The organism is Pseudonocardia zijingensis, from assembly GCF_042657305.1.
GTDB classification, from domain to species: domain Bacteria; phylum Actinomycetota; class Actinomycetes; order Mycobacteriales; family Pseudonocardiaceae; genus Pseudonocardia; species Pseudonocardia zijingensis.
Genome location: NZ_JBHSKO010000022.1, coordinates 63,479 through 90,043, shown reverse-complemented (window position 1 = coordinate 90,043; position 26,565 = coordinate 63,479). Strand labels below are relative to the sequence as shown.

General features: G+C 74.1%; 29 protein-coding genes. 17 read left to right on the top strand and 12 right to left on the bottom strand.

Going from position 1 to position 26,565, the window contains the following annotated elements; translation table 11 throughout:
• Positions 1-2 precede the first annotated feature (2 nt).
• The 4 genes from ACFPL3_RS31765 to ACFPL3_RS31750 are packed head-to-tail and all read right to left on the bottom strand — an operon-like array spanning position 3 to position 3,611.
• Entirely contained in the window at positions 3-1,157 is a 1,155-nt protein-coding gene (locus tag ACFPL3_RS31765) for an acyl-CoA dehydrogenase family protein (RefSeq protein WP_343946343.1), read from the bottom strand.
• Complete coding sequence (locus ACFPL3_RS31760) at positions 1,154-1,642, bottom strand: MaoC family dehydratase (RefSeq protein ID WP_343946344.1); 489 nt, start codon at positions 1,640-1,642, stop codon at positions 1,154-1,156. Before ACFPL3_RS31760 ends, ACFPL3_RS31765 begins: the two co-directional genes overlap by 4 nt.
• On the bottom strand, positions 1,639-2,787 hold the full coding sequence (locus ACFPL3_RS31755; RefSeq protein WP_343946345.1) for a CaiB/BaiF CoA transferase family protein: 1,149 nt from the start codon (positions 2,785-2,787) through the stop codon (positions 1,639-1,641). The genes ACFPL3_RS31760 and ACFPL3_RS31755 overlap by 4 nt, the downstream gene beginning before the upstream one ends.
• The gene (locus ACFPL3_RS31750; RefSeq protein WP_343946346.1) at positions 2,784-3,611 is read right to left on the bottom strand and encodes an HpcH/HpaI aldolase/citrate lyase family protein; all 828 of its coding nucleotides are present in this window, start codon (positions 3,609-3,611) and stop codon (positions 2,784-2,786) included. The genes ACFPL3_RS31755 and ACFPL3_RS31750 overlap by 4 nt, the downstream gene beginning before the upstream one ends.
• Before the next feature lie 104 nt (positions 3,612-3,715).
• On the opposite strand from ACFPL3_RS31750, the gene ACFPL3_RS31745 reads away from it, so the two are divergent.
• From ACFPL3_RS31745 to ACFPL3_RS31725, 5 genes are all read left to right on the top strand, one after another.
• Positions 3,716-4,519, top strand: a complete 804-nt coding sequence (locus ACFPL3_RS31745) for an IclR family transcriptional regulator (RefSeq protein ID WP_343946347.1) — start codon at positions 3,716-3,718, stop codon at positions 4,517-4,519.
• Positions 4,520-4,712: 193 nt separating this feature from the next.
• Positions 4,713-5,675 (top strand): carbohydrate ABC transporter permease, encoded by a 963-nt coding sequence (locus tag ACFPL3_RS31740; RefSeq protein WP_343946348.1) that lies wholly within the window; start codon positions 4,713-4,715, stop codon positions 5,673-5,675.
• On the top strand, positions 5,672-6,517 hold the full coding sequence (locus ACFPL3_RS31735; RefSeq protein ID WP_343946349.1) for a carbohydrate ABC transporter permease: 846 nt from the start codon (positions 5,672-5,674) through the stop codon (positions 6,515-6,517). Before ACFPL3_RS31740 ends, ACFPL3_RS31735 begins: the two co-directional genes overlap by 4 nt.
• A 22-nt stretch (positions 6,518-6,539) precedes the next feature.
• On the top strand, positions 6,540-7,889 hold the full coding sequence (locus tag ACFPL3_RS31730; RefSeq protein WP_343946350.1) for an ABC transporter substrate-binding protein: 1,350 nt from the start codon (positions 6,540-6,542) through the stop codon (positions 7,887-7,889).
• Positions 7,873-8,697: a glycerophosphodiester phosphodiesterase gene (locus tag ACFPL3_RS31725; RefSeq protein ID WP_343946351.1), complete on the top strand. Its 825-nt coding sequence runs from the start codon at positions 7,873-7,875 to the stop codon at positions 8,695-8,697. Before ACFPL3_RS31730 ends, ACFPL3_RS31725 begins: the two co-directional genes overlap by 17 nt.
• Here ACFPL3_RS31725 and ACFPL3_RS31720 read toward each other — a convergent pair.
• Positions 8,687-8,971: a DUF6158 family protein gene (locus ACFPL3_RS31720; RefSeq protein ID WP_343946352.1), complete on the bottom strand. Its 285-nt coding sequence runs from the start codon at positions 8,969-8,971 to the stop codon at positions 8,687-8,689. The genes ACFPL3_RS31725 and ACFPL3_RS31720 overlap by 11 nt on opposite strands.
• 71 nt (positions 8,972-9,042) lie before the next feature.
• Between ACFPL3_RS31720 and ACFPL3_RS31715 the strand changes: the two genes are divergently transcribed.
• Complete coding sequence (locus tag ACFPL3_RS31715; RefSeq protein WP_343946353.1) at positions 9,043-9,366, top strand: hypothetical protein; 324 nt, start codon at positions 9,043-9,045, stop codon at positions 9,364-9,366.
• Here the strand turns inward: ACFPL3_RS31715 and ACFPL3_RS31710 are convergent.
• Both ACFPL3_RS31710 and ACFPL3_RS31705 read right to left on the bottom strand, forming a co-directional pair.
• Entirely contained in the window at positions 9,335-10,045 is a 711-nt protein-coding gene (locus tag ACFPL3_RS31710; protein ID WP_343946354.1) for a DUF1990 family protein, read from the bottom strand. The genes ACFPL3_RS31715 and ACFPL3_RS31710 overlap by 32 nt on opposite strands.
• Positions 10,042-10,269, bottom strand: a complete 228-nt coding sequence (locus tag ACFPL3_RS31705; protein WP_343946355.1) for a hypothetical protein — start codon at positions 10,267-10,269, stop codon at positions 10,042-10,044. The genes ACFPL3_RS31710 and ACFPL3_RS31705 overlap by 4 nt, the downstream gene beginning before the upstream one ends.
• A gap of 23 nt (positions 10,270-10,292) precedes the next feature.
• Between ACFPL3_RS31705 and ACFPL3_RS31700 the strand changes: the two genes are divergently transcribed.
• Together ACFPL3_RS31700 and ACFPL3_RS31695 are read left to right on the top strand one after the other, a co-directional pair.
• Positions 10,293-11,120, top strand: coding sequence for a DUF1990 family protein (locus ACFPL3_RS31700; protein WP_343946356.1), 828 nt, complete (start codon positions 10,293-10,295; stop codon positions 11,118-11,120).
• A complete protein-coding gene (locus ACFPL3_RS31695; protein ID WP_343946357.1) occupies positions 11,107-11,550 on the top strand; it encodes a hypothetical protein in 444 nt (147 codons plus the stop codon). The genes ACFPL3_RS31700 and ACFPL3_RS31695 overlap by 14 nt, the downstream gene beginning before the upstream one ends.
• Before the next feature lie 363 nt (positions 11,551-11,913).
• Here ACFPL3_RS31695 and ACFPL3_RS31690 read toward each other — a convergent pair whose 3' ends face one another.
• Together ACFPL3_RS31690 and ACFPL3_RS31685 are read right to left on the bottom strand one after the other, a co-directional pair.
• Complete coding sequence (locus ACFPL3_RS31690) at positions 11,914-12,327, bottom strand: SsgA family sporulation/cell division regulator (protein ID WP_343946358.1); 414 nt, start codon at positions 12,325-12,327, stop codon at positions 11,914-11,916.
• Between the two features lie 241 nt (positions 12,328-12,568).
• Entirely contained in the window at positions 12,569-13,033 is a 465-nt protein-coding gene (locus tag ACFPL3_RS31685; RefSeq protein WP_343946359.1) for a hypothetical protein, read from the bottom strand.
• A gap of 153 nt (positions 13,034-13,186) precedes the next feature.
• Here ACFPL3_RS31685 and ACFPL3_RS31680 point away from each other — a divergent pair, with 153 nt between their 5' ends.
• The 3 genes from ACFPL3_RS31680 to ACFPL3_RS31670 all read left to right on the top strand — a co-directional run bounded on the left by ACFPL3_RS31680 (position 13,187) and on the right by ACFPL3_RS31670 (position 16,266).
• On the top strand, positions 13,187-14,872 hold the full coding sequence (locus ACFPL3_RS31680) for an AMP-binding protein (protein ID WP_343946360.1): 1,686 nt from the start codon (positions 13,187-13,189) through the stop codon (positions 14,870-14,872).
• A 157-nt stretch (positions 14,873-15,029) separates the two neighbouring features.
• The gene (locus tag ACFPL3_RS31675; protein WP_343946361.1) at positions 15,030-15,257 is read left to right on the top strand and encodes a hypothetical protein; all 228 of its coding nucleotides are present in this window, start codon (positions 15,030-15,032) and stop codon (positions 15,255-15,257) included.
• A gap of 4 nt (positions 15,258-15,261) precedes the next feature.
• Positions 15,262-16,266 (top strand): cobalamin biosynthesis protein, encoded by a 1,005-nt coding sequence (locus ACFPL3_RS31670; protein WP_379589898.1) that lies wholly within the window; start codon positions 15,262-15,264, stop codon positions 16,264-16,266.
• On the opposite strand, the gene ACFPL3_RS31665 is transcribed toward ACFPL3_RS31670, so the two are convergent.
• Entirely contained in the window at positions 16,199-17,206 is a 1,008-nt protein-coding gene (locus tag ACFPL3_RS31665) for an HNH endonuclease signature motif containing protein (RefSeq protein WP_343946991.1), read from the bottom strand. The genes ACFPL3_RS31670 and ACFPL3_RS31665 overlap by 68 nt on opposite strands.
• 760 nt (positions 17,207-17,966) lie before the next feature.
• Between ACFPL3_RS31665 and ACFPL3_RS31660 the strand changes: the two genes are divergently transcribed.
• Entirely contained in the window at positions 17,967-18,431 is a 465-nt protein-coding gene (locus ACFPL3_RS31660) for a hypothetical protein (protein ID WP_379589896.1), read from the top strand.
• A 384-nt stretch (positions 18,432-18,815) separates the two neighbouring features.
• Here ACFPL3_RS31660 and ACFPL3_RS31655 read toward each other — a convergent pair whose 3' ends face one another.
• Positions 18,816-19,616 carry an SURF1 family cytochrome oxidase biogenesis protein gene (locus ACFPL3_RS31655; protein ID WP_343946990.1) on the bottom strand — a complete coding sequence of 267 codons (801 nt, stop codon included), beginning with the start codon at positions 19,614-19,616 and terminating at the stop codon, positions 18,816-18,818.
• 20 nt (positions 19,617-19,636) lie between these two features.
• Between ACFPL3_RS31655 and ACFPL3_RS31650 the strand changes: the two genes are divergently transcribed.
• The 3 genes from ACFPL3_RS31650 to cobO all read left to right on the top strand — a co-directional run bounded on the left by ACFPL3_RS31650 (position 19,637) and on the right by cobO (position 23,830).
• Positions 19,637-21,154, top strand: a complete 1,518-nt coding sequence (locus ACFPL3_RS31650; RefSeq protein WP_343946989.1) for a cobyric acid synthase — start codon at positions 19,637-19,639, stop codon at positions 21,152-21,154.
• Complete coding sequence (locus ACFPL3_RS31645) at positions 21,151-23,145, top strand: putative cobaltochelatase (protein WP_379589894.1); 1,995 nt, start codon at positions 21,151-21,153, stop codon at positions 23,143-23,145. The genes ACFPL3_RS31650 and ACFPL3_RS31645 overlap by 4 nt, the downstream gene beginning before the upstream one ends.
• Positions 23,146-23,215: 70 nt before the next feature.
• Positions 23,216-23,830 carry a cob(I)yrinic acid a,c-diamide adenosyltransferase gene (cobO, locus tag ACFPL3_RS31640; RefSeq protein WP_343946986.1) on the top strand — a complete coding sequence of 205 codons (615 nt, stop codon included), beginning with the start codon at positions 23,216-23,218 and terminating at the stop codon, positions 23,828-23,830.
• Between the two features lie 4 nt (positions 23,831-23,834).
• Here cobO and ACFPL3_RS31635 read toward each other — a convergent pair whose 3' ends face one another.
• A complete protein-coding gene (locus ACFPL3_RS31635) occupies positions 23,835-24,119 on the bottom strand; it encodes a GNAT family N-acetyltransferase (protein WP_343946985.1) in 285 nt (94 codons plus the stop codon).
• Between the two features lie 120 nt (positions 24,120-24,239).
• Between ACFPL3_RS31635 and ACFPL3_RS31630 the strand changes: the two genes are divergently transcribed.
• Together ACFPL3_RS31630 and ACFPL3_RS31625 are read left to right on the top strand one after the other, a co-directional pair.
• The gene (locus ACFPL3_RS31630; protein WP_343946984.1) at positions 24,240-25,211 is read left to right on the top strand and encodes an aldo/keto reductase; all 972 of its coding nucleotides are present in this window, start codon (positions 24,240-24,242) and stop codon (positions 25,209-25,211) included.
• Complete coding sequence (locus ACFPL3_RS31625) at positions 25,208-26,539, top strand: cobyrinate a,c-diamide synthase (RefSeq protein WP_343946983.1); 1,332 nt, start codon at positions 25,208-25,210, stop codon at positions 26,537-26,539. The genes ACFPL3_RS31630 and ACFPL3_RS31625 overlap by 4 nt, the downstream gene beginning before the upstream one ends.
• The last annotated feature ends 26 nt before the right edge of the window (positions 26,540-26,565 follow it).

The following is a 26,565-nucleotide window of genomic DNA, read 5'->3' as shown; positions in this document are numbered from 1 at the left end:
GATTAGAACGATCTCGGCATCCCGAGGACGTGCTCGCCCACGTAGGAAAGGATCAGGTTGGTGGAGATGGGGGCCACCTGGTACAGCCTCGTCTCCCGGAACTTGCGCTCGATGTCGTACTCGGCGGTGAAGCCGTAGCCGCCGTGGGTCTGCAGCGCCACGTCGGCGGCCTCCCACGAGGCGTCGGCGGCGAGCATCTTGGCCATGTTGGCCTCGGCGCCGCAGGGCTGCCCGGCATCGAACAGGTCGGCAGCCTTCCAGCGCATCAGGTCGGCCGCCTCCACGTGCACGTGGGCGCGCGCGATCGGGAACTGCACGCCCTGGTTCTTCCCGATCGGACGCCCGAACACCTCGCGCTCGCTCGCGTACCGCGACGCCCGCTCCACGAACCAGCGGCCGTCGCCGATGCACTCGGAGGCGATGAGGATGCGCTCGGCGTTCATCCCGTCGAGCACGTAGCGGAAGCCCTTGCCCTCCTCGCCGATGAGCGCGTCGGCGGGGATGCGCACGTCGGAGAGGAAGACCTCGTTGGTCTCGTGGTTGACCATCGTGCGCAGCGGCCGCAGCTCGACGCCCTCGACCTCGCGCAGGTCGAGCAGGAACAGCGACAGCCCCTCGGACTTGCGCGTCACCTCCTCGCGCGGCGTGGTGCGCGCCAGCAGCAGCATCAGGTCGGAGTGCTGCACACGGGAGATGAACACCTTCTGCCCGTTGACGACGTAGCCGTCGTCGGTGCGCCGCGCGGTGGTGCGGATGGACGTGGTGTCGGTGCCCGCCGTCGGCTCGGTCACGCCGAACGCCTGCAGCCGCAGCTCGCCCGACGCGATGCCCGGCAGGTAGCGGCGCTTCTGCTCCTCGCTGCCGTGCCGCAGCACCGAGCCCATCGTGTAGAGCTGGGCGTGTACCGGCCCCGCGTTGCCCCCGTTGGCGTTGATGCCCTCCAGCAGCACCGACGCGTCGCCGAGGCCCAGCCCGAGCCCGCCGTACTCCTCGGGCACGAGGGCGCCGAGGCAGCCGGTGCCGGTGAGCGCGTCGACGAACTCCTCGGGGTAACGGCGCGCCTCGTCCACCTCGCGCCAGTAGGCGTCGGGGTAGTCGGCGCAGATGCGGTCGATCAGGCCGCGCAGGTCCTTGCGCAGTTCGGCCCTGTCGTTCATGAACCCTCCGCGCGCGGGCCGTGCCCGCGCTTGTAGACCAGCAGCGTGCGCGTGAACTCGATGACGACCTCGCCGGTCTGCTTGAGGCCCGTCGTGCGCACGCTCACGACACCGAGCCCGGGCCGCGACTTCGACTCCCGCACGGCCTCGACGGTGGAGCGGGAGCGGATCGTGTCGCCCTCGAACACCGGGTTCGGCAGCGTGATCTCGCCCCACCCGAGGTTGGCGAAGACGTTCTGGGACACGTCGGAGACGCTCTGCCCGGCCACCAGCGCGAGCGTGAAGGTCGAGTTGACCAGCGGTTTCCCGAACTCGGTGCGCGCGGCGTACTCGTGGTCGAAGTGCAGCGGCGCGGTGTTCTGGGTGAGCAGCGTGAACCAGATGTTGTCGGTGGTGGTGACGGTGCGCCCGAGCGGGTGCTCGTAGACGTCGCCCACCACGAAGTCCTCGTAGAACCGGCCCTGCCACCCGGTGTGGACGGTCATGACTCCTCCTCCAGCTCGGCCAGCACGGCGGCGGTGTGGGCGCCCAGCGCGGGCACGGCGCCCGCGTCCGCCACCCGGTCGCCCGGGGCGCCGGGCGGGCGCAGCGTGCGCACCTCGCCCGCGGGGGTCGCGGTGGTGAGCCAGCGCGCCGCGGGCGCGAGCTCCGGGTGCCGTTCGAGATCGGCCAGCGCCGTCAGCCTGCTCCAGGCGATGCCGGCGGCGTCGAGCCGCTGCGTCAGGACGTCGGCGGGGAACCGGCCGCACGCGGCGGCGAGCGCGGCGTCCAGCTCGGCGCGATGCGCCACGCGCAGCGAGTTCGACGCGAACCGCGGATCGGCGGCGAGCTGCGGGTCCTCGAGCACGTCGGCGGCCAGGCGGGGCCACTCCCGCTCGTTCTGCACGGCGATCATCACCGACCGCCCGTCGGCCGCGGTGACGGCCCCGTAGGGAGCGATCGTGGGGTGCGCGGTGCCCATCGGCACGGGCGCCACCCCGGAGTGGGCGGTGTAGTAGAGCGGGTAGGCCATCCACTCGGTGAGCGCGCCGAAGAGCGACACGTGCACGGGCAGGGCCTCGCCGGTGCGCTCGCGGTGGCGCAGCGCGGCGAGCACCCCGCTGTAGGCGTAGCAGCCCGCCGCGATGTCGGCGATCGAGATGCCCACCTTCGCCGGGGCGTCGGGGTGCCCGGTGAGCGACATCAGCCCGGCCTCGGCCTGCACGAGCGCGTCGTAGGCCTTCTTCCGCTCCGACGGCCCGCCCGGCGGGTAGCCGCTCACGACGCACGTGATCAGGTGCGGGTGCCGCGGCGCGAGGGCGTCGGCGGTGAGCCCGCGCCGCTCGAGCGTGGCGGGGGAGAGGTTGGCCACCAGCACGTCCGCGCGGGCCAGCAGGCGCTGCAGCGTGGCGAAGCCGTCCGGGTCGGCCAGGTCGAGCTGCACCGACTCCTTGCCCCGGTTGAGCCAGACGAACGCGCTCGACTGGCCGTCGACGACCGTGTCGTAGCCGCGGGCGAAGTCACCGCCGTCCGGGCGCTCGACCTTGATCACGCGGGCGCCGAGGTCGGCGAGCTGGCGGGTGGCGAACGGGGCCGCGACGGCCTGCTCCAGCCCGACGACGGTCACCCCCTCCAGTGGGAGCCCGGTCACGCCTCGACCCCCAGCAGGGCGGCGGCCCGGCGCACCACGGGCGCGTCGACGAACGTGCCGTCGGGCAACCGGAACGCTCCGGTGCCCGCCTCCCGGGCGGCGTCGAGCACCTCGCGGGCACGGGTGAGTTCGGCCTCGGTGGGCGCGAAGGCCTCCCGTACGGGAGCGAGCTGGCGCGGGTGCAGCACCACCTTGCCGCTGAAGCCGAGCTCGCGGGCCAGCGTGCTCGCGCGCACCAGGCCGTCGGTGTCGTCGAGGGCGGCGTGCGGGCCGTCGAGCGGGCCGGGCAGCCCCGCCGCGGCCGTCGCGAGCACCACCTGCGACCGGGCGTGCAGCAGCTCCCGCCCCCCGACGGTGGGGGTGACGCCGAGGTCGGCGGCGAGGTCGAGCGTGCCGAACAGCAGCGTGGCCACGCGCGGGCTCGCGGCGGCGATCGCGGGGGCGGCGAGCACGCCGCGCGAGGTCTCGACGATCGGGAGCAGGGCCGCGGCGCCGCCGAGCAGGTCGTCCAGACGTCGGACGTCCTCGGGGGTCTCGGCCTTCGGCAGCAGCACACCGGTGAGGCGGGGCAGGAGGTCCTGCGCCACCGCGAGGTCGGCTGCGAACTCCGGGTCGGAGAGGGCGTTGACGCGTAGGAAGAGGTTCGCCCGTGGCTCAGCGGCGTGTACCGCGGTCACCGCGGACGTGCGGGCGACGGGCTTCGCGGCGGGTGCGACCGCGTCCTCCAGGTCGACCGCCACCGCGTCGGCGTCCGTGGCGATCGCCCGGGCGATCCGGTCGGGCCGGTCGCCGGGGACGAACAGCAACGTCCGTCCGACGGGCATCTGCGCTCCACTCTGTGCCGCCACACGGCACACGTTCCGTCCTCCGGTCCAAAACCTGTGCCACCATCGGTGACGGCGTTCCGACGTGTCAAGGGGGACATCTGATGAGTTGCGCGGAAGCGGCGGCCACCCCGGCGTCCGGGATGCGGGTGGTCCGCACGGCGCTGCGCGTGCTGGAGGCGGTGTCCGAGCTGCAGCCGGTCGGTGTGTCGGCGATCGCCCGCTCCACCGGCATCCCCAAGAGCTCGGTGCAGCGCTGCCTGGTCAGCCTGCGCGAGGCGGGCTGGATCACCCCGTCCCCGGGGGACGCGCAGCGCTGGGCCCTCACCGGGCGGGCCCTGAGCGTGGGCCTGCGCGGCTCGGCCGAGCGCGGCCTGCGCGAGGCCGCGCGCGCGGTGATGCAGGAGCTGCGGGACGCGACGCGCGAGACGATCCACCTCATCGGCTTCGGACCCGAGCACGCATCCTCCGCCGAGGCGGCGCCGGGCGCGCTCGTCGTCATCGACCGGGTGGACAGCCCGGAGCCGGTGCGCACCTGGGTGCGGCTGGGCACGGCCGTGCCGCTGCACGCGAGCTGCAGCGGCCGGGCGGTGCTGTCCCGGCTCCCCGAGGCAGAGGCCCTCGAGCTGGTCGGGCGCGAGCTGGAGCGCTTCTCCGTCGAGACGATCACCGACCCGGACGAGCTGCTGGCGGAGCTGCGCGCGGTGCGCGAGCGCGGCTACGCCGTGGCGCGGGGGAGCTGGCGGGCCGGGGTGGGCGCGGTGGGGGCCGCCGTCCTCGACGCGGCGGGCCGGCCGGTGGGTGCGCTGGCCGTCTCGGCGCCGCAGCAGCGGTTCGACGCCGGGCGCGCCGAGGAGCTGGGGGATCTCGCGATCTCGGCGGTAGCGAGGGTGGGCGCCGCCCTGTAAGGTCCGTGATCCAGATCTCCGGCTGTCTTTCTCGTGACAACCGGATGAACTGCGCAGGGATCGGGGGAACCGCGCGTGAACAGCAGCTGACATCCTCCCGTGCAATTCGCACGCCGGCGGCGGCACCCTCGATACGGCCGCGCCGGCGGCTTAGTGTGTGCGCGCACCGACAAACGGAGGACCCCTCGCGGCCATGGCCACCGCAACCACCCCGCCGGACGCATCCGCCCGGCGGGCCGGAACGCACCGGGAACCGGGTTCCCGGCCCCGCTCCCGGCGTCGCAACCAGCTGCGGAACTGGCTGATCTTCGCCGTTCTCGCCGGCCCGAACATCGCATTGCTCGTGGTGTTCACCTATCGGCCGCTGCTGCAGTCCTTCTTCCTCTCCACGTTGCAGTGGAACCTCGGCTCGCCGTCGGCGGTACCGGTGGGCCTGGCCAACTACGCCGACTTCTTCGCCGCCCCGGGCACCCCGCGGCTGCTCGCCGTCACCGCGATCTTCACCCTCGCCACGGTGGGCGGCGGGATGGTGCTCGGCCTGCTGCTCGCGGTGCTGCTGAACCGCAAACTGCGTTTCCGGGGCGCGGCGCGCACGATCGTCGTGGCCCCGTACGTCCTGTCCGGCGTGGCGGTCGGGCTGCTGTGGCTGTTCGTGTTCGACCCGAACTTCGGCGTGCTGTCGGCCCTTCTGGGCGGCCTCGGCATCGCGTCGCCCGCGTGGTACACCGACCCGCAGTGGGCGCTGGTGATGGTCATCATCGTCTACCTGTGGAAGAACGTCGGCTACGTGGCGCTCATCTATCTCGCGGGATTGCAGGCGGTGCCCCGGGATCTGCTGGAAGCGGCCTCGCTCGACGGTGCCTCGCCGGTGCGGTCGTTCGTTTCCGTGGTGCTCCCGCTGCTCGGGCCCACCACGTTCTTCCTCGGCATCACCACATTGCTGACGTCGTTGCAGTCCTTCGACATCATCCGCGCGATGACGGACGGCGGCCCGCTCGAGGGGACCACCACGATGATGTACGCGATCTACCGCGAGGGATTCGCGAACGGGCGGGCCGGCTATTCGTCGGCGATCGCCACGATCCTGTTCCTGGTGCTGTTCGTCATCACGCTGGCGCAGCTGCGGTTCGTGGAGCGGAAGGTGCACTACGCATGACCGTGGAGCACGCGCCCGCGCGGCGCCCGCGGCCGGCCGTCGGCGGCTACCTCACGATGGCGTTCGCGGTGGCCGTGATGATCCTGCCGCTGGTGTGGATGGCGCTCGCCAGCTTCAAGGGCCTCGACGAGCTGTACCAGCTGCCGATCCAGTGGCTGCCCGACTCGCTCGCCGCCACCAACTACGTCACGGCCACGCAGACGGTGCCGTTCGGCTCGTTCTTCGTCAACAGCGCGATCGTCACCGCGGTCGGCGCGGGCCTGAAGATGACGCTCGGCCTGATGACCGCGTACGCGCTGGTGTTCGTCGACATCCCGTTCCGCAGGTTCTTCTTCTACGTGGTGGTGTGCGCGCTGCTCGTGCCGCAGCAGATCGTGCTCATCCCCAACTACGCGCTGGTGGCCCAGCTGGGCTGGCTCAACACCTACCAGGGGCTGATCCTGCCGGGCCTCGCGAGCGCGTTCGGCACGTTCCTGTTCCGGCAGCACTTCCTCACCCTGCCCCGCTCGATCCTCGAGGCCGCGCAGATCGACGGCGCGGGGCACTGGCGGCGGCTGTGGGGGTTCGTCGTGCCGCTCTCCGGCCCCACGATCGCCGCGGTCGGGCTGGTCTCGATCGTCACCGAGTGGAACGACTACCTCTGGCCGCTCCTGGTGATCGACCGGCCCGAGATGATGACGCTCCCGGTGGGGCTCACCCTGCTGATGAACTTCGACGGCGTCCCGGACTGGGGCGTGATCATGGCAGGCACCGTCCTGGTCACCGTGCCCGTGCTCGCCGTCTTCTTCCTCCTCCAGCGCCGGATCGTCGACGGCCTGGTCACCGGCGCCGTCACCGGCTGAACCGCTTCCAGAGAGGCTGCACATGACCACACCCGATCTCTCCCGGCGCGCATTGCTGCGCCTCGGTGCCCTGCTGGGCGGCTCGGCCGCGCTCGCGGCGTGCGGCGGGCCGAGCCTCTCCGAGTCGGGCGGCGCGGCGCAGGCCGACATCGACTGGTCGGGGGTGCAGCCCGCCTCGCAGATCACCTGGTGGAGCAACCACCCGGGCACCTCGATCGAGCTGGAGAAGGAGTACATCCGCCGGTTCCAGGAGCAGAACCCGGGGATCACGGTCAACCTGGTCACGGCGGGCAAGAACTACGACGAGGTCGCCCAGCGGTTCCAGGCGGCCGCAGGCACCGACAACACCCCCGACCTGGTGGGCGCCAGCGACGTCTGGTGGTTCCGCTACATGATCAACGGCCAGATCATCCCGCTCGAGGGCCTGGCGCAGCACCTGCAGATCGACACCGGCGACTACAACCGCACGCTCTACGACGACTACGCGTTCGACGGGCAGCACTGGGCGCTGCCCTACGCCCGGTCCACTCCGCTCTTCTACTACAACCGAGACGTCTGGCAGCGCGCCGGACTGCCCGACCGGGCCCCGGAGACGTGGGACGAGTTCGAGCAGTGGGCGCCCGCGCTCGCGGGGATCGTCGGCAAGCCGCCGCTGGGGCTGGGCCCGGGAACGTCCTGGACGGCGTGGTGGTTCTGCAACCTCATGTGGGGCCGCGGAGGGGCGTACTCCCAGGAGTGGACGCTGACCCTCGACAAGCCGGAGACCCTCGACGCGGGGGAGTACCTGCGCGCCATGGTCAACGACAAGAAGTTCGCGGCCGTGTCCGCTGGTGGCGACGACGGGTACGTCGCCGACTTCTCGGCCGGCGTCACCGCGTGCACGATGGCCTCCACCGGCTCGCTGCGCGGCATCCTGCAGCAGGCGCAGTTCGAGGTCGGCACCGGCTTCCTGCCGAAGGGCCCGGCCGGGCCCGGCTGCCCCACCGGCGGCACCGGGATGGCGATCGCGGCGGCCAAGTCGCCCGAGCAGCAGCTCGCGGCCGGCATGTTCCTCAAGTTCCTCACCGAGCCCGAGCAGACGGCGAACTTCTCGGCGGGCACCGGCTACATGCCGGTCCGCACCTCGGCGGTCGACAGCCCGGACATGCAGGCCGTGTTCGCCGAGACCCCGCAGGCCCGCACCGCCGTCGACCAGCTCGCCACCACCCGCGTGCAGGACTGGGCCCGCGCGTTCGTACCGTCGGGCGACCAGTACCTCACCACCGCCATCGAACGGATCATGTTGCAGAACGAGAACCCGGCCACCGCCTTCTCCGCGGCGGCCGCGGAGATCCAGACCTCGTACGAGCAGAACGTTGCCCGGTACATCTAGGCCGAGCGACCGGCTCCCCGAATCCCTGCGCCCGGAGCCGGGACGCATCCGCACCATCGCGCACCGGGGCGACTCCTCGTCGGCCCCCGAGAACACCATCCCGGCCTTCGACGCCGCCGTCGCGGCGGGCAGCGACCTCATCGAGATCGACGTGCGGATCGCGTCCGACGGCGTGCCGGTGATCATGCACGACCGCTCGGCGCTGCGCACCACCGGCCTGGACGCCGAGGTGGCCCTGACCAGCTCCACCACGCTCGGGATCGCCGACGCGGGCAGCTGGTTCGCCGCCGGGTTCGCCGGCGCCAGGGTGCCGACGTTCGACGAGGTCGCCGAGTGGGGTGCCGCCCACCCGGACGTCGGGTGGCTCGTCGAGTTCAAGGGCAGCTGGACCGCGGGCCAGATGGCCGGGCCGGTGGCCACCCTGCGCCACCACGGGATGGCCGGGCGCACCATCCTGCAGGGCTTCGAGACCGAGACGGTGGAGGCGGCCCGCGACGTGGCCCCCGACCTGCCGCGGGCGCTGCTCGTCCACCGCCCCGAGCACCTCCACGGGCTGCAGGACCGCCTGGAGGAGCTCGGGGCGGCCGGCTGCAACCCGATCGGCCAGCTGCCCATCGAGATGCCCGGACTGGCCACGCAGCTGCGTGAGGCCGGGTACAGCGTCTACCCGTGGACGCTCGACGAGCCCGACGAGTGGGGGGCCGCGGGCGTCGCCGGCGTCGACGGGGTGATCACCAACCGCCCCGGCCCGTTCCGCACCTGGCACAACCTGCGGTGGAACCCGCGGCCCGTCGAGCTCACCGCCTGACGGGGGAGTCGTCCAGGTCGCGCCCGGGCACCGGCTGGCCGGCCTCCTCCCGGCTGCCCGCCCGGGTGCGGCGCGGGTCGGGGGCACCCGCGTCGGGGAACCGGCGCAGGAACTCCTGCTCCAGCGCCAGCATCCGCTCGGTGTGCGCCTGGAGGGCCGACTCGCTGCCCCCGAGCAGCGTGTCGTGCCGGGTCTCGTGCAGGTGGGCCACCTCGCGGCGCAGGTCGTCGTCGGTGAGCTGGTCCGGTGCGATGCCGTGCGGTCGGTCGGTCATGGACCAGGGGTGCCCGCCAGGACCGGCGCCATGCGGGCGCGCCGGGTGCGGGATGGGGCAGGATCGGTGCGGTGATCGTGCAACTGACGGCGGCCGGTGCCGTCGTGCAGAACCCCGACGACCTCGGCGATCTGCACCTGGAGACCGAGCTCGACGACGAGGCGCTGCGCAAGGCCCTCGCCACCACCGACACCGGGGAGCTCGCCGACGACGGCACCGCGCTGCTCGACGTGGCCCGCCTCCGGTCGCTCGCCGTGCTGCGCCCCACCTCTGCGGATTGGTCGAAGCGGTGGACCGCGATGCTCGAGGACGCCGAGCGTCACGGCAGGCTGTCCGCCGACGGGCTGTCGGTGCGGGTGCCCGTCACGCGCCCGGGTGGGCGATCCGCAGGGTGAACGACTCGAAGCGGCCCGGTTCCACCCCGCTCGGGGCCCGCACCAGGCCGTCCGGCCCGGGCCGCGGCGGCCCGGGCGGGGACTGCAGCAGGCGGTTCAGCCGCGCCTGCGCCTGCCGGTAGAACCGCAGCTGCGTGCGCCTGCCGAACAACCGGAACCCCAGCCGGAGGATCGGGTTCGGGATCGGGGCGCGCCGCGAGTACGCCTCGATCCGGAACCGAACCCGGCCCGTCTCCAGCGACTTGGCCAGCTCGTAGGTCAGCCGGCCCTGCTCGAGGTGGCCCCGCAACGTCTCGTAGGACCAGCCGATCACGCGTTCGGGCCCGTCCGGGCCGGTGCGGATCTCGTCGTGCTCGGCGGTGATCCGCACCCCCATCAGGAACCGCAGCACGAGGAACCGGGCCTCGAGCAGCATGTCGCGGCCCACCAGGTCAGCGGGGTGCCGGAAGGCCGCGCGCAGGATCGCCGGGTCGCTGAACTCGTAGTGGTTCACCAGCGCCTGCGCCGTCCGGAAGACGCCGTCCGGCTCCGGTTCGCCCGGTGCCTCGGCGCCCAGTTCCAGCACGCGGCGGTCGCGGTGCCACCCCGCGGTGACCGCAGGTGGCGCATTCTCCTCGCAGTAGTTGATCGGCAGGTCACGCAGGGCCGCGACGGTGGTGCCGAGGTCGCGGCGGCTCACCGCTCGGCGCCTCGCCGGGCGGTGTCGGCGGCGGTGTCCCCGATCAGCCACAGCGTCGGTGGCCACAGCCCGACGAACAGCGCGCGGCGTTCGGCGTTGCCCCGCTCCTCCTGGTCCACGGTCTTGGCACGCAGCCACAGCCCGATGCACAGCCCGATCGAGGCCATCGACGCGGCTCGGGCGACCAGCGAGAATCGGCGCAGCACGGCTGCGTTCATGACCATGCTCGGCGGGTACCCCGCACGACGTGTCGCTATCCCCTTGGTCCCACGGCCTCCCGGACGGTCCGCTGCGCGTACCCGTGCTCCTCGCGCGGTGGCCGCTGGGTATGGCGCTGGTCATGTGGCGCTACTTGTGGCGCGTTACCGCCGTGCACCGCAGCGAGACCGACGGCACGGAACAGGACCGCCCGCCACCGCTGCCCGCGGACGTCGCCGAGGGCCTCCAGCGCGACGAGGCCGGCGTGGGCCCGCTGCTGCGCCGCCGCTACACGGTGCGGATCACCGGCGCGTCCGCCACGCCGGACGAGGTGATCGCGCGCTTCGCCCACGACCCCAACTGCGGCGCGCCCAGCGAGGTCGCGGTGTTCGAGAAGGTCGACGGGGCGGGCGAGGAGACCGGCGTCGGCGACGAGTTCCTCATCCGGATGCCCGGCCCGTGGAACGGCCCGGTGCGCGTGATCGGCCGGGAGGAGGACTCGCTGCGGCTGGCGACCCTGCCCGGGCACCTGGAGGCCGGCCAGATCGAGTTCCGCTGCCGCACCGAGGACGGCGAGCTGGTGTTCGAGATCGAGTCCTGGGCCCGCTCCGGGGACCGGCTGTCGCACCTGCTCTACACGAAGCTGCGGCTGGCGAAGGAGATGCAGCTCAACATGTGGGTCGAGACCTGTCTGGGCATCGCACGCGACGCGGGCGGCCGGGCGCGCGGCGGCGTGCGCGTCGGGACCCGCAGGGTGCCGGAGCCGGCGACCGCGCCGGGTGTGGCCGGCCGGGGCCACGGGTACGCGGCCCCCGACAGCGCACCGAGTCGACAGCCGAGCGAGAACGGAGGTGCACGTCGCCATGGCGCAGCGTGACCGCGACGAGGAGCAGCCCGGCCGCATCGTGATCGCCGACGGGGGAGCCGCGCTGGAGGCCCCGGACGCGATGGACGGCCTCGCCGTCGGGGCCGAGCACGGCGCGTCCGGGGAGGAGGCCGCCCTGCACGTCACCGACGACCCGGCGGCGCCCGGGGTGACCGAGCCGTCCGTGGCCGGAGCACCCGAGCTGGACGACCCCGCACCGGAGGACGCCGTGAACTCCGACCCGGAGGCCGAGCGGGCCCAGGAGCAGGCCGCGCGCGACGTGGCCGCAGACGGCGACGTCTTCGACCCCGGCCTGCCCGTGCTCCCCGACGAGCCGGGTGGCGGGCCCGACGCCGCCCGCGTCGACCGCAGTCCGGACGCCGGGGGAGCGGCGGCGGGAGCCGACGGAAGGCAGGACGCGGGGCCGGAGGCCTGGGGCTAGCCACCACTCCACCGGTACGAACGGCACCTTCGTCCGTTAGGTGCGTACGGATGTGCCGTTCGTACAAGCGGGAGCTGTGGTGATCCGCGCGAGCCGCACACGGCGGTAGGTGTGGCAGCGGTGTGGTGCTGCTCGCGGGCCGGGAGATGTCGACCAAGGGAAAATGGTCGTTAGTTGATCTCCGTGCGGGACCATGTCGCCTTGATCGCGGAGTCGGCGCGTTCCCGGGTTGTTTCCGCCCGTTTTCGCGCCGAATCCGTGATCTTGCTGGGACCGGAGGCTGTGGAGCCACCCACCGCTGCAGCTGGACGAGCGGCACCTTCGTCCGATAGGTGCGTACGGATGTTCCGCTCGAGCCGCGCCCTATTCGGCGCAGCTGCGGGTGATCCGGGCGATCTCGCCGTCGAGGTCCATGCGTTCGGCCTCCGTGCCGACCGGGACCAGCTCGAGGGTGGATTCCACGAAGGACCGCAGCAGTTCGTGGTCGACCTCGAGCACGGCGCGCCCGTCGTGGGAGCGGATCTCGATCTCGACGATGTCGTATCCCTGCACGGTGAGCGGGCGCATCCGCACGTCGCCCTCACCGGTGGGCTCCTCGAGCGCCGAGATCACGAGCTCGCGCCCGATGAGCCACTCGACCCAGCGGTCCTGCCGGGTGCGCACCGCCAGCGACACCGCGAACGGGTCGTAGGCGCTGTAGCTCCAGCGCGTGACCACGGGTGCCGGCTGGCCGTGCAGCACCGTGAACATGTCCTGCTGGACCAGATCCTTGTTCATCGTCCGTCCTCGCTGCGCTCCGCCGGCGCGTCGCGCAGGCTCGATCCACTCGACAGCACACTCATCGCCTTTCGCCCCCCAGGGCGCCAGGGCCGCCCGCTCGTGCAGCGGCGTCACCCTCTGCATCGCAGCATGCCTCAGGAACGCGACAGTCCGGGGGAGACTTCACCCGAACAAGCGAGCGCGTGCCCATACCGGCACGCAGCGTGAACCCCCGTTGCGACGGCGGAGTGATCGAACTTCAGCGGTGCTCCGCCGTCACCACCCAGATCCCGTCGCCGCCTTTCCGGGCGGGCTGGGCGAGGGTGAGGGTGATCCGTTCGCCGTCGGCGTTGCGGACGTCCACGCTGGTGCCGTCCGGGCCGGGGTAGGCCTCGGCGTCGGGCCAGTCGTGGGCCGCGGCCGCGTAGGAGATGGCGACCTCGGAGGGGTCGAGCAGCCACGGCTGGGAGCCCCGGTCCACCTCGGCCTGCAGGGCGGCGGCGGCCGCCGCGTCGGGTGCGGGCCAGGGCAGCTCCACCTGCGCGGAGTCGGGAGCGGCGGTCGGTGTCGTGGTGGCGCCGGGGGCCAGGTCGGTGCGGGCGGGCGCGTGCGCGCCGGGCGCCGTGTCGGACGTGCACCCCGCCGCCAGGACGCTGAGCAGCACGGCCGTGGCGATCCCGCCGGCGACGCGGGGAAGGGGGGTACGCCGGCCGGTCGGGAACACGGTGTCACGGTAGGGCGGCTGCGGCCTGGCCGGTCGGCGCAGCAACCGGCGCGTCCGGGGGATCCGGCAGGGCAACTGTCCGTTCGGGGGTGAGCACGGGCGCCCCGGATCATTAGGGTCGGGGCGGCAGCGCGGCGACATCGAGGTGAGGTCATGAACCGGTCCGCAGAGAACTTCTACGCAGCCCGCGAGTTCCTCGTGGCGCACCGCGAGGACTACGACACGGCGTACCGTGACTTCCGCTGGCCCGAGATCGACGAGTTCAACTGGGCGCTCGACCACTTCGACGCCGTCGCCGCCGACCCGGAGCGCGGGGCGGCCCGGGCGCTCTGGATCGTCGAGCAGGACGGCAGCGAGGCCTTCTGGACGTTCCGCGAGCTGGCCGACCGCTCGAACCAGGTGGCCAACTGGCTGCGCGACCACGGCGTCGCGCGCGGCGACCGGATCATCCTCATGCTCGGCAACCAGGTGGAGCTGTGGGAGACCCTGCTCGCCGCCATGAAGCTGGGCGCGGTGGTGATCCCGGCCACCACGCTGCTCACCGCAGCCGACCTGCGCGACCGGCTCGACCGCGGCGCCGCCAAGCACGTCGTGGTGGGTGGCGCCGACGCCGGCAAGTTCGACGACGTCGAGGGCGACTACACGCGCATCGCCGTGCGGGGCGCGCCGGAGGGCTGGCTCGACTACGCCGACACCGCGGCGGCGTCCACGCAGTTCACGCCCGACGGCGTCACGCGCGGCAGCGACACGCTCCTGCTGTACTTCACCTCGGGCACCACGGCCAAGCCGAAGCTCGTGGAGCACACCCACGCGTCCTACCCGGTGGGTCACCTGTCCACGGTGTACTGGATCGGGCTGCAGCCCGGCGACGTGCACCTGAACATCTCCTCGCCGGGCTGGGCGAAGCACGCCTGGAGCAACGTCTTCGCGCCGTGGATCGCCGAGGCGTGCGTGCTGGTGATGAACTACGCGCGGTTCGACGCCGAGTCCGTCCTCGGGGTGCTGGACCGGTGCGGCGTCACGAGCTTCTGCGCCCCGCCCACCGTGTGGCGCATGCTGATCCAGGCCGACCTGTCGAAGCTGCCGAACCCGCCCACCAAGGTTGTCGGGGCGGGTGAGCCGCTCAACCCCGAGGTGATCGAGCAGGTCGAGAAAGCCTGGGGCATCCGGATCCGCGACGGTTTCGGGCAGACCGAGACCACCCTCCAGATCGGCAACCCGCCCGGGCAGCCCGTCAAGCCCGGCTCCATGGGCCGCCCGATCCCCGGCTACCCGATCGCGCTGCTCGACCCCGTCACCGGCGACCCCGGTGACGAGGGCGAGATCTGCATCGACCTGTCCGACCGCCCGCTCGGGCTGATGGTCGGCTACCGGGGCGACCCGGAACGCAACGCCGAGGCGATGGCGGGCGGCTACTACCACACCGGCGACGTCGGCACGCGCGACGCGGACGGCTACATCACCTACGTCGGCCGCTCCGACGACGTGTTCAAGGCCTCGGACTACCGGATCAGCCCGTTCGAGCTGGAGAGCGTCCTCATCGAGCACCCCGCGGTGGCCGAGGCGGCCGTGGTGCCCTCGCCGGACCCGGTGCGCCTCGCCGTGCCCAAGGCCTACGTCGTGCTCGCCGGGGGCCACGAGCCCACGGAGGAGACCGCGCGCTCGATCCTCGAGTTCGCGCGCGACAATCTCGCGCCGTACAAGCGGATCCGGCGCCTGGAGTTCGCGGCGCTGCCGAAGACGATCTCCGGGAAGATCCGCCGCGTGGAGCTGCGCGGGCGCGAGGCCGAGTTGCACGCGGCGGGGGCGGCCTCGCCCGACGGCGAGTACACGCTGTGATCATCCGTTCGCGCCAGGCGGGCCCTGCTGTCCGACGATCGGTCGACTTCCGGGCTATGGCGCGCGTCACGCACGGTCGATCGTGCGATTTCCGCCGTTCGGCGACCGGACGCCGAGGGTGGAATTGCTCGTCGCCGCGGCGCGTGTTGGACCGGGTGTGACGCAACCAGAGCCGGCCGGCGGCATCGCCGACGTCATGGCAGGCATGCCGGAGGTGTGGCGCCGGCTGCTCGCCGCCCACGTGCCCGACCGGCTGGGGCGCTGCACGTCCTGCCGCACCGCCAGCGGCTCCGGGGAGCGATGGCCGTGCTCGCTGCATCGCATCGCGAGCGACGCGCAGCGCCTGCACGAGCTGCGCCTCGGACAGGCGATCGCCGGGGACTGAGCGCGTGGGCGCGCACTGGTGGGTCCGGCCCGCCGGGCTGCTGCTGGGGGCGCTGGCCGACGCGGTGATCGGCGACCCGCGCCGGGGCCACCCCGTCGCGGGGTTCGGCCGCGTCGCGGCTGCCGTCGAGTCCCGCTGCTACGCCGACCGCCGGGCGGCGGGGGTGCTGTACACCGGCCTGCTCGTGGGCGGCGCCGCGGCGCTGGGTGTGCTCGCCGAGCGGGTGACGGCCAGGCGGCCGCTCGCCGGGGTGGCGTGCACCGCGCTCGCGACGTGGGCCGTCCTGGGTGGCTCCTCCCTCGCCGGGCACGGGTCCGCACTGGCCCGCGAGCTCACCGCGGGGGATCTGCCGGCCGCCCGCACCCGGCTGCCTGCGCTGTGCGGGCGCGACCCGGCGGCGCTCGACGCGGCCGGGATGGCCCGGGCGGGCACCGAGTCGATGGCCGAGAACACGTCCGACGCGGTGGTGGCGCCGCTGCTGTGGGGCGCCGTCGCGGGGGTGCCTGGCCTGCTCGCCTACCGCGCGGTGAACACCCTCGACGCCATGGTCGGCTACCGGTCCGCGCGGTACCGGCGTTTCGGCTGGGCGGCCGCGCGCCTCGACGACGTGGCCAACCTCGGGCCCGCCCGCGTGTCGGCGCTGCTCGTGGCGGCGCTCGCCCCGGCCGTCGGCGGCTCGCCGCGGGCGGCGCTGGGCGCGTGGCGCCGCGACGGCGCGGCCCATCCCAGCCCCAACGCCGGCCCGGTGGAGGCCGCAGCCGCGGGCGCGCTCGGCGTCACGCTCGGCGGGCGCACCGTGTACCCGCACGGCGTGGAGGAACGCCCCCGGCTCGGCACGGGGCCCGCCCCGGCTCCCGCCGATCTGGCCCGTGCCGCACGGCTGTCGCGCCTGGTGGGCGCGGCGGCCGCGGTGCTGGCCGCGGGGCTGACTGCGGCGATCGCTAGAACGGCGGCGGCTCGTCGTCGCGCGGCTGCTCCGGCTCGGGTGGTGGCCGGGGTGTCCGGGTAACGGATGGTTCCAGGATGCGTTGTTCCCAGCGGCGCAACCGGCGGTCCAGCTGTGCGGCGCTCTCCTCGGTGACCTCTGTTGTCTCGGTGTTTTCGGGTGCGGGGTCGGGGTCGGGGAGGTCGGGGCGGATGGGTTCTCCGCGGGTGCGGTAGGTGCGCCCGAGCGGGCTGATCCAGACGAAGATCCCGGGTTCGGGTTGGTCGAGTGTCCAGCCGCGGTCCTTGTCGGGGTGGTGGCGCTTGCACGCGGGCCCGATGTTGGCGGCGAGGGTGCGTCCGCCGCGGCCGTGCTCGCGGGTGTGGTCGAGGTCGGAACGCCGGGCCGGGCGGGTGCAGCCGGGGCCGATGCAGTGGGGGTCGCGGATGCGGATGTGGTCGGCGAGTTGGCCGCGGGCGAACCGGGCCTGTGGGTGGGCGGTCAGAAGCCGGCGGAGGCGGTCGCGGTCGGCCCAGGCGGCGGTGATCTCGGCCAGCACGCCGGCCCATCCGGGGAGGTGGGGGTCGGGGTGGGTGGTGTGGTGTTGGAGTTCGGCGAGGGTGAGGTGTAGTTCGACCACGCCGCCGCGGACCGCGGGTGCCCGGCTGGTGCTGTGGGGGCGGCGGCGCAGCGGTCCGGCGAGCAGGAGGTAGCCGGCGGTGTCGACGACGGCGAACCGCCAGGCCGCGCCGCGGTGTTGTGCGGTGATCGCGGCGCGGGCGACGGCGGCGCCGATCGGGCCGAGTCCGGGGATCTCGCCGGGCCGCTCGTCGAGCCCGGCCGCGGTGGCCAGGCCGAGGCTGGATCTCGATGCCTTCCCGGACGGCGCCCCGATCGGCCTCCCCGCCACCGGCCCCCGCGGAGGCAGCAGCTCCAGTCCCACCAGACCCAGCGGCGCCACCAGTAGCCGTACCAGTGCCAACCACAGCCGGGGCGACGCCGGACGCAGGCGCACCAGCAGCATCCGAGCTAGCGCCATTGACACCAGAGCTGGTGCCAGCGCCGGCAGCGCCAGCGATGTCAGCAGCCGTAGCGGTTCCAGAGCCAGCGGCAGCGACACCCGAGGCAGCAGCAGCGCCTGAGACAGTCGCAGCCGCGGTCTCGGGTTGGGCAGCCCCGGGGTCGGCGCTCGGGGACCCGGCAGTGCCAGATGCGGCAGTGCCAGATGCGGCAGCGCCAGATGCGGCAGCGCCGGTCCCGGCAGCCGCGGGCTCCTCGGTCTCGGGGTCGCGGTGGCTCTCGGGCGTGTGGTGGTCCTCGGGTCGTCGCCGGTGGAGCAGGCGGGTGATGATCTGTTGTTCGTTCAGGCCGTGGAAGGTGCCGCCCAGCATGCCGAGGTAGAGGTCGGCGGAGATCTGTGGGCGGGTGCCGGGGTGCCCGGCCCGTTTGGCGGTGTCGACCAGCCGGTCGAGGCGGGTGGCTGCGGCGGCGGCTTCGTCGGGGGGTAGGCCGTTGCCGGTGAGGGTGGCGGTGCCGGTGCGCGGGTCCAGGTAGAGGGCGACGCCGCGGGCTTGGACGGCGCGTTCGTAGCGGCGCCGCCGTAGGTCGGGGTCGATGGCCTGCAACGCCCGCAGCAGCCGGTCGGCGAGTTGCTTGGTGGTCAGCCCGGGTGCGAGTGGCACGAACTTCTCGCATAGCAGGCGGGCCTGCGCCTCGGTGACGTCGCCGGTGGCGGGGTCGAGGTAGTCGGTGAACACCCGCGCTTTGCCCCGGCCGATCCGGCCGTGCCGCAGGGCGTGCTGGACCAGGGGGAGGCGTTCGACCAGCGCGGTGGCGAACTCCAGTTCCCGGTCGGCGGCGGTGGGGGTCCAGGCCAGGCCGGCGGCGATCTCGTGGGCGGCCCACTCGAACCGTTCCGCGGCCCGGGCCACGGTCTCGTCGGGTTCGCCGTGCAGATCGGTGAGGGCGACGGTGTGGGCGACCTCGACCAGCTCGGCGAACAACAGGGCCTGCTCGTGCGCCAGCTGCCGCGACCGGGCCTGCAGCACCTCGACCCGCCGCGCGTTCGGCACCCCGGTACCGGCCAGCTCCTCCAGGAGGGCAGCCAGCTGCGCGCCGGGCGGGAGTGCCACCGCCCGGTCGGCGAGTGCTGCCACCCCGGCCATGATTCGAACATGCGTTCGCACCCTGACAGAACCGGGGCTCCTCCGACAGCTCCCAGCGGTTCACCCGAAAAGCCCAATGGCTGACGCTTGGCGCGAGGCGCTCACCCTTGTGCTCCGCTGAGCGGCACGATGGCATCGATCCGAAAGCCCGCCGAGGAAGGAACCGAGCGGCGCTCTCGACGACTGAGTCCGCTCCATGCGTCCGACCCGCGCCCCCGGTGGTGTTCTCTCGCCCGCACCGGGACGGTCATCGGCTGACGCGCCACTCGCCCCGCCGGACGCGGGACTCGCGCCTCAGAACGGGAGACTCGCGCACCGCCCGGCCGCGAGTCTCCCGTTTGGTGGGCCGAGTTCCGCGTTCCGCAGGCCCAGTGCCGCGTTTCCGCAGCCGGCGGCACAGGACGCGCACCCGGATCTCCGGTCCCGTCCCCTTCGGGATGCCGAGGCGTACCGGCGAGCTGGCCAGACCTAGGGCGCCGCGCGGTCGTCGTCGTCCCCGGCGAGCGCGCGGCGCAGGGCCGCTCGGTCCGGTGCGCGGCGCTGCAGCAGCTCCAGGCGCACGAAGTAGACGAGGGCGAACAGCGCGATCACGCCGAACGTGATCCACTGCAAGGCGTAGGAGAAGTTCGTGAACGGGGCGCCACCGCCGGTGGTCGGAGCCACCGGGAGGGCGCGCAGCACCCCGGGCTGGCCGTCGGAGAGCTGCAGGAACCCGGGCTCCAGCGGCATGCCGGTGGCGGCGGCCAGCGCGCGGGAGTCGGCGGCGTAGACCTGGCGGTGCCCGTCGGACTCGATCGCCGCGCGGCCCTGGGGGTCGGTCTCGTCGAGGCGCAGCCGCGCGGTGAGCGTGACCAGCTCGGTGGGAGCGGCCGCGACGTCCGGCGCCGACGCCCCCGACGCGGCGGCGACCGAACCGCGGTTCACGGTGAACAGTCGCCCGTCCGAGGTGCGGAACGGGGTGAGGACCTCCACGGCGGGCTGGCCGTCCACCACCCGCAGGCGCACCAGTCCCTCGCCGTCGGGCACGAACGTGCCCTGCACCGTGACCTGCCGCCACTCGTCGTCGGGCGCCACCTGCTCCCCGGGTGGCACCAGCTCGACGAGGGGGACGGGTGGGGTGGCGGACGCGACGTCGATCGCGCGCTGCTGGGCCTCGCGCTGTTCCTCCCGCCCGAACTGCCACGGGGCGAGCAGCGTGAACGCGGCGGCCGCGAACCCGATGACCGCGACGACGAGCGCGATCCACCCGGGACGCAGGAGGAACTTCACACCCCGACCATACTGACGCCGTGCGCGGGGCTCTGCTGGTGGCGGGAACGACCTCGGACGCCGGCAAGAGCGCCCTGGTCACCGGGATCTGCCGGCTGCTCGCGCGCCGTGGCGTGGCGGTGGCGCCGTTCAAGGCGCAGAACATGTCGAACAACTCGGTCGTCACCCCCGACGGCGGGGAGATCGGCCGCGCGCAGGCCGTGCAGGCGCTCGCGTGCGGCCTGGCGCCGAGCGTCGCGTTCAACCCGGTGCTGCTCAAGCCGGGCAGCGACCGCAGCTCCCAGGTGGTGGTGCGCGGTCGGGTGGACGGCACCGTCAGCGCGCGCTCCTACCAGGAGCGCAAGGCGGCGCTGCTCGACGTCGTCACCGAGAGCCTCGCCGACCTGCGCAGCCGGTTCGACGTGGTGGTCTGCGAGGGGGCGGGCTCGCCCGCGGAGATCAACCTGCGGGGCAGCGACATCGCGAACATGGGCCTCGCGCAGGCCGCCGACCTGCCGGTGGTGATCGTCGGCGACATCGACCGCGGGGGCGTGCTCGCCCACCTCTTCGGCACCCTCGCCGTGCTGGACGCCGCCGACCAGGCGCGCGTCGCCGGGTTCGTGGTGAACAAGTTCCGCGGTGACCCGGCGCTGCTCGCGCCCGGCCTCGACCAGCTCGCCGCGCTCACCGGCCGTCCGACCCTCGGCGTGCTGCCGTGGGAGGAACGGCTCTGGCTCGACGCGGAGGACTCGCTGTCGGCCGTGGCCGACGGCGTGCTCGGCCGGCCCGCGCCACCGCGCGGCTCGCAGTGGCTGCGGGTGGCCGTGGTGCGGCTGCCGCGCATCTCGAACTCGACGGACGCGGAGGCGCTCGCGTGCGAGCCCGGTGTGGCCGTCCGGTACGTCACGGAGCCCTCGCGGCTGGAGGACGCCGACCTGGTGGTGCTGCCCGGCTCGAAGGCCACGGTCGACGACCTGGCCTGGCTGCGCCGCACCGCTCTGGCCGACGCGGTGGTGGCGCACGCCCGCGCGGGTCGCCCGGTGCTGGGGATCTGCGGCGGGTACCAGATGCTGGGCGAGCGGATCTCCGACCCGCACCGGGTGGAGGGCGGCGACGCAGAGGGCCTCGGTCTGCTGGACCTGGAGATCGCGTTCGACGCCGAGAAGCACCTGGGCAACCCCACCGGCACGGCGTGGGGCGAGCCCGTGCGCGGCTACGAGATCCACCACGGCCGGGTGGTCCGCAGTGGCGACCCGCCGCTGCTCGACGGCGAGGGCTCGGACGCCGGGGCCGTCCTCGGCACCCACTGGCACGGCCTGCTCGAGAACGACGGGTTCCGCCGCGCCCTGCTGCGCCGCGCCGCCGGGCAGGCGGGCCGAACCGGCTTCGTCGCGGCCCCGGACACCGTGTTCGCCGCAGAGCGGGCGGCCCAGCTCGACGTGCTCGCCGACCTCGTCGAGGAACACCTCGACATCAGCTCACTTGAACATGTCATCAATCACGGTGTGGCCGCGGACCTCCCGGTCGTGACCACCCGTCTGGCAGGCTCGCCCGGGTGACCGGTCCGCAGTTCCCCTTCTCCGCTGTCGTCGGGCACGACGACCTCCGGCTCGCGCTGCTGCTCAACGCCGTGCACCCGGGCGTCGGCGGCGTGCTCGTGCGCGGCGAGAAGGGCACCGCCAAGTCCACGGCCGTGCGCGCGCTCGCCGCCCTCCTCCCCGCGCTCGACGTGGTGCCCGGCTGCCGGTTCGGCTGCGCGCCCGGCGCCCCCGATCCGGCCTGCCCGGACGGGCCGCACCCCGGCACCGTCGCGGCCGAGACCCGCCCCGCCCGCCTCGTGGAGCTGCCGGTCGGGGCCACCGAGGACCGCCTCGTCGGATCGCTCGACCTGGAGCGCGCGCTGTCCGAGGGTGTGCGCGCCTACCAGCCCGGCCTGCTCGCCGACGCCCACCGGGGCGTGCTCTACGTCGACGAGGTCAACCTGCTGCACGACCACCTCGTCGACCTGCTGCTCGACGCTGCCGCGATGGGCCGCGCCCACGTGGAGCGCGACGGGGTCTCGGTCTCGCACGCGGCGCGGTTCCTGCTGGTGGGCACGATGAACCCGGAGGAGGGGGAGCTGCGCCCCCAGCTGCTCGACCGGTTCGGGCTCACCGTGGACGTGCGCGCCGCGCGCGACGTCGAGACCCGCGTGGAGGTGGTGCGCCGCCGGCTCGCGTTCGAGGCCGACCCCGACGGGTTCGCCGCCGCCTGGGCCGACCAGGAGCAGGCCACCGCCCGGCGGATCGCGCAGGCCCGGGAGCGCGTGGACGCGGTCGTGCTGCCCGACACCGAGCTGCGCCGGATCGCCGCCGTCTGCGCCGCCTTCGACGTCGACGGGATGCGCGCCGACCTCGTGATCGCCCGCGGCGCGGTGGCCCACGCGGCCTGGCGCGGCGCGGAGACCGTCGCCGAGGAGGACGTGCGCGTCGCGGCGCGGCTCGCGCTGCCGCACCGGCGCCGCCGCGACCCGTTCGACGAGCCCGGCATGGACGAGCAGGCCCTCGACGACGCGCTGCGGGAGGCCGCAGAGGAGGAGCCGCCGGACGGGCCGGACGACGGCGGGCCCGGCGACGGCGGCGGCGCGCCGGACCCGGGGGAGGGCGCCCCGCCGAGCTCCGGCTCGGACTCCGACGCCGGCGCGGCCCCGCGCCCGGCAGGTGACGGCACGCCCCGGTCCACGCCGCCCGCGTCGGCGCCGTTCCGCGCCCGGCTGCTGCAGGTGCCGGGGATCGGGGAGGGGGCGCCGGGCCGCCGGTCCCGCGCCCGTACCGACACGGGTCGGGTGGTCCGCGCGTCCGGTGCGGTCCCGCGGCGCGCGGCCGACCTGCACCTGCCGGCCACGATCGCCGCGGCCGCGCCCCACCAGCACCGTCGGGGCCGCACCGGCGCCGGGCTGCGGCTGCACGCGGGCGATCTGCGCAGCGCCGAGCGGGAGGGCCGCGAGGGCAACCTCGTCCTCTTCGCCGTGGACGCCTCCGGCTCGATGGCCGCCCGGCAGCGGATGGCCGCGGTGAGCGGGGCGGTGCTCTCCCTGCTGCGCGACGCGTACCAGCGGCGGGACAAGGTCGGGCTGGTGTCGTTCCGGGCGGGTGGCGCCGAGCTGGTGCTGCCGCCCACCTCGAGCGTGCCCACCGCCCAGACCCGGCTCGCCCAGCTGCGCACCGGCGGGCGCACACCGCTCGCGGAGGGGCTCCTGCGCGCCCGGGCCGTGCTGCGCGTCGAACGCCTGCGCGACCCGCGGCGGCGCGCGCTGCTCGTGCTGCTCACCGACGGCCGCGCCACCGTGGCGGCCCGTCCCGGCGGCGACCCGGTGGCCGACGCCTGCGGCGCCGCGGGCCTGCTCGCCGCCGACGGGGTGGCCACGATCGTGGTCGACTGCGAGAGCGGCCCGGTCCGCCTAGGCCTCGCCACGCGGGTGGCCGCCGCCGCGCAGGGCCCGGTGCTGGGTCTCGCCGAACTGTCGGCCGACCAGGTGGCGGGCGTCGTCCGCGCCGCTCGAGCCGCCTGACGAGCTGTCGTGAGTGGATACGGGTGCTCCAGCACTCGTATCCACTCACGGCCCGACGGAGGAGGGAAGCATGCCGCAGGGGCAGGTCACCACGGTGCCCGACGACGGGCTCACCACCCGCCAGCGCCGCAACCGGCCGCTGGTCGTCGTGCACACCGGCGAGATGAAGGGCAAGTCCACCGCGGCGTTCGGGCTGGCGCTGCGCGGCTGGAACCAGGGCTGGTCGATCGGGGTGTTCCAGTTCGTGAAGTCGGCCAAGTGGAAGGTCGGCGAGGAGGCCGCGTTCCGCGCGCTCGGCCGGGTGCACGAGCAGACCGGCGAGGGCGGGCCCGTCGAGTGGCACAAGATGGGCGAGGGCTGGTCCTGGACCCGCAAGAAGGGCTCCGAGGACGACCACGCCGCCGCGGCCGCCGAGGGCTGGGCGGAGATCCGCCGCCGCCTCGAGAGGCAGGCGCACGACCTCTACGTGCTCGACGAGTTCACCTACCCGATGAAGTGGGGCTGGGTGGACGTGCGCGAGGTGGTGGAGGTGCTCGCCGCCCGGCCGGGCCGCCAGCACGTGGTGATCACCGGCCGGGACGCCGCGCCCGAGCTGATCGAGGCCGCCGACCTCGTCATGGCCACCACCAAGGTCAAGCACCCGATGGACGCCGGCCAGAAGGGCCAGCGCGGGATCGAGTGGTGAGCGCTCAGGCGGCGGAGTCGACGAGATCGCCGTAGTCGTCGGGGTGCTTCTCGATGTAGCCCTTCACGAACTCGCACACCGGGCGCACCTTCTTGCCCTGGGCGCGCACGTCGTCGAGCGCCCCGCGCACCAGCGCGCTCCCCACGCCCTTGCCCTCGAACCCGGGCTGCACCTCCGTGTGCAGGAACGTCACGATCCGGTCCGAGGCCCGGTACTGGGTGAAGCCGGCGAGCTCGCCGTCGATGCGGGCCTCGTAGCGCCGCTGGTCGGGGGCATCGGTGACGTCCATGGGCCCACGCTAGTCGAGGGTGCGCATCCCGGGAGTTCAGGAAAGCCACATTCAGGGCCGCTCGGGCCTTGAATGTGGCTTTCCTGGCCCCCGGCTCGGCGACTGGAGTAGACAGACCGCATGGAGTACACGCGACTGGGCGCGACCGGCCTGCAGGTCTCCCGGATCTGCCTGGGAATGATGAGCTACGGCACGCCGAGCTGGCGGGAGTGGGTGCTCGACCTCGACGCGTCACGGCCGCTCGTGCGCAGCGCGGTGGATGCGGGGGTCACCTTCTTCGACACCGCCGACGCCTACTCGCTCGGCGTGAGCGAGGAGGTCACCGGCACGTTGCTGCGGGAGTTCTTCCCCCGCCGCGAGGACTACGTGCTCGCCACCAAGGTGTTCATGCCGATGAGCGACCGGCCGAACGACCGCGGCCTGTCGCGCAAGCACATCATGGCGAGCATCGACGGGTCGCTGCGGCGGCTGGGCACCGACCACGTCGACCTGTACCAGATCCACCGGTGGGACCCGGAGACGCCGATCGAGGAGACGATGGAGGCCCTGCACGACGTCGTGCGCGCGGGGAAGGCCCGCTACATCGGCGCCTCCAGCATGTTCGCCTGGCAGTTCGCGAAGGCGCAGCACACGGCCGACCTCGCCGGCTGGACCCGCTTCGTCTCCATGCAGGACCACTACAACCTGATCTACCGCGAGGAGGAGCGGGAGATGCACCCGCTGTGCCTCGACCAGGGGGTCGGGGTGATCCCGTGGAGCCCGCTGGCGCGCGGCCGGCTCGCGCGACTGCCCGAGGAGCGCACCACCACGCGGGCCTCCAGCGACCCGATCGCCGACCGGATGTACACCGAGTCCGACGACGCGGTCGTGCGTGCGGTCGCCGACGTCGCCAAGGCGCGCGGCCTGCCGCTGGCGCAGGTGGCGCTGGCCTGGGTGCTGCACCAGGAGGCGGTCACCGCACCGATCGTCGGTGCCACGAAGCCCGGCCACGTCGAGGACGCGGTGGCGGCGGTCGACCTGGAGCTCTCCGCCGAGGAGATCGCCGCGCTCGAGGCGCCGTACGTGCCGCACCCGGTGCTCGGCCACCAGTGAGCCGCGCGCTCGTCGTCGCGGCGCCGGCGTCGGGCTCGGGGAAGACCACGGTCGCCACCGGGTTGATGGCGGCGCTGCGCAGGCGGGGCACGGCCGTGGCGCCGTTCAAGGTGGGCCCGGACTACATCGACCCCGGCTACCACGCGCTGGCCGCGGGCCGACCCGGCCGCAACCTCGACCCGGTGCTCGTCGGCACCGACCGGATCGTCCCGCTGGCCCGCCACGGGTCGGCGGGCGCCGAGGTCGCCGTCGTCGAGGGCGTGATGGGCCTGTTCGACGGCCGGATCCCGGACGGCGCGGGGTCCACCGCCGAGGTGGCCGCGCTGCTGGGCGCCCCGGTGCTCCTGGTGGTCGACTGCCGCGGGCAGTCGCGCAGCCTCGCCGCGCTGCTGCACGGGTTCCGGTCGTTCGACCCGGCGCTGCGGATCGGCGGGGTCGTGCTCAACCGGGTGGGCAGCGACCGGCACGAGGAGGTGCTGCGCGCCGCGGCCGACGAAGCCGGGTTGCCGGTGCTCGGGGCACTGCCGCGACGCGACGCCCTGGCCGTGCCGTCGCGCCACCTCGGGCTCGTCACGGCGGCCGAGCACGGCGCCGCGGCGCACGCCGCCGTGGACGCGATGGCCGAACTGGTGGCCGCGCACGTCGACCTGGACGCGGTGGTGGCGCTGGCAGCACCGCTGCCGGACGGCCCGGCGTGGTCTCCCGCCGACGCCGTGCGCACCGAGGTGCCCGGGTCGCCCGTCGTGGCCGTGCTCGGCGGGCCGGCGTTCACGTTCGGCTACACCGAGCACGTCGAGCTGCTGGCGGCGGCCGGGGTGCAGCCCGTGGTCGTCGACCCGCTGCGCGACACCGCGCTGCCGGCCGGGACGCGCGGGCTCGTGCTGCCGGGCGGCTTCCCCGAGGAGCACGTTGCCGAGCTCGCGGCGAACGCTGCGCTGCTCGCGGCGGTGCGGGAGCTCGCGACGTCCGGGGCGCCGGTGCACGCGGAGTGCGGCGGGCTGCTCTACCTGTGCGAGACGCTCGACGGCACGCCGATGTGCGGCGTGATTCCCGCCGCCGCCACCCGCGCCGAGCGGCTCACCCTCGGCTACCGGGACGCGGTGGCGCTCGCCGACTCGGTGCTGCACCCGGCGGGTGCCCGGGTGCCGGGGCACGAATTCCACCGCTGGTCGGCCACGCCGCGGGCGGGTGCCGCGCCGGCGTGGGGCTGGCGGGGTGGCGACCCGGAGGGCTTCGTGGCGGGCGGCGTGCACGCGTCGTTCCTGCACACGCACCCCGCGGGGGATCCCGCCGCGGTGGCGCGCTTCGCCCGCAGCGCCGGGGGGTAACCGGGGCCCGGTGTGCAGCACGGCCA

Coding starts and splice junctions, on each gene's coding strand:
- ACFPL3_RS31765 (WP_343946343.1), bottom strand. CDS start 1,157: ATGAACGACAGGGCCGAACTGCGCAAGGACCTGCGCGGCCTGATCGAC.
- ACFPL3_RS31760 (WP_343946344.1), bottom strand. CDS start 1,642: ATGACCGTCCACACCGGGTGGCAGGGCCGGTTCTACGAGGACTTCGTG.
- ACFPL3_RS31750 (WP_343946346.1), bottom strand. CDS start 3,611: ATGCCCGTCGGACGGACGTTGCTGTTCGTCCCCGGCGACCGGCCCGAC.
- ACFPL3_RS31745 (WP_343946347.1), top strand. CDS start 3,716: ATGAGTTGCGCGGAAGCGGCGGCCACCCCGGCGTCCGGGATGCGGGTG.
- ACFPL3_RS31740 (WP_343946348.1), top strand. CDS start 4,713: ATGGCCACCGCAACCACCCCGCCGGACGCATCCGCCCGGCGGGCCGGA.
- ACFPL3_RS31735 (WP_343946349.1), top strand. CDS start 5,672: ATGACCGTGGAGCACGCGCCCGCGCGGCGCCCGCGGCCGGCCGTCGGC.
- ACFPL3_RS31730 (WP_343946350.1), top strand. CDS start 6,540: ATGACCACACCCGATCTCTCCCGGCGCGCATTGCTGCGCCTCGGTGCC.
- ACFPL3_RS31720 (WP_343946352.1), bottom strand. CDS start 8,971: ATGACCGACCGACCGCACGGCATCGCACCGGACCAGCTCACCGACGAC.
- ACFPL3_RS31705 (WP_343946355.1), bottom strand. CDS start 10,269: ATGGTCATGAACGCAGCCGTGCTGCGCCGATTCTCGCTGGTCGCCCGA.
- ACFPL3_RS31695 (WP_343946357.1), top strand. CDS start 11,107: ATGGCGCAGCGTGACCGCGACGAGGAGCAGCCCGGCCGCATCGTGATC.
- ACFPL3_RS31690 (WP_343946358.1), bottom strand. CDS start 12,327: ATGAACAAGGATCTGGTCCAGCAGGACATGTTCACGGTGCTGCACGGC.
- ACFPL3_RS31680 (WP_343946360.1), top strand. CDS start 13,187: ATGAACCGGTCCGCAGAGAACTTCTACGCAGCCCGCGAGTTCCTCGTG.
- ACFPL3_RS31665 (WP_343946991.1), bottom strand. CDS start 17,206: ATGCTGCTGGTGCGCCTGCGTCCGGCGTCGCCCCGGCTGTGGTTGGCA.
- cobO (WP_343946986.1), top strand. CDS start 23,216: ATGCCGCAGGGGCAGGTCACCACGGTGCCCGACGACGGGCTCACCACC.
- ACFPL3_RS31635 (WP_343946985.1), bottom strand. CDS start 24,119: ATGGACGTCACCGATGCCCCCGACCAGCGGCGCTACGAGGCCCGCATC.
- ACFPL3_RS31630 (WP_343946984.1), top strand. CDS start 24,240: ATGGAGTACACGCGACTGGGCGCGACCGGCCTGCAGGTCTCCCGGATC.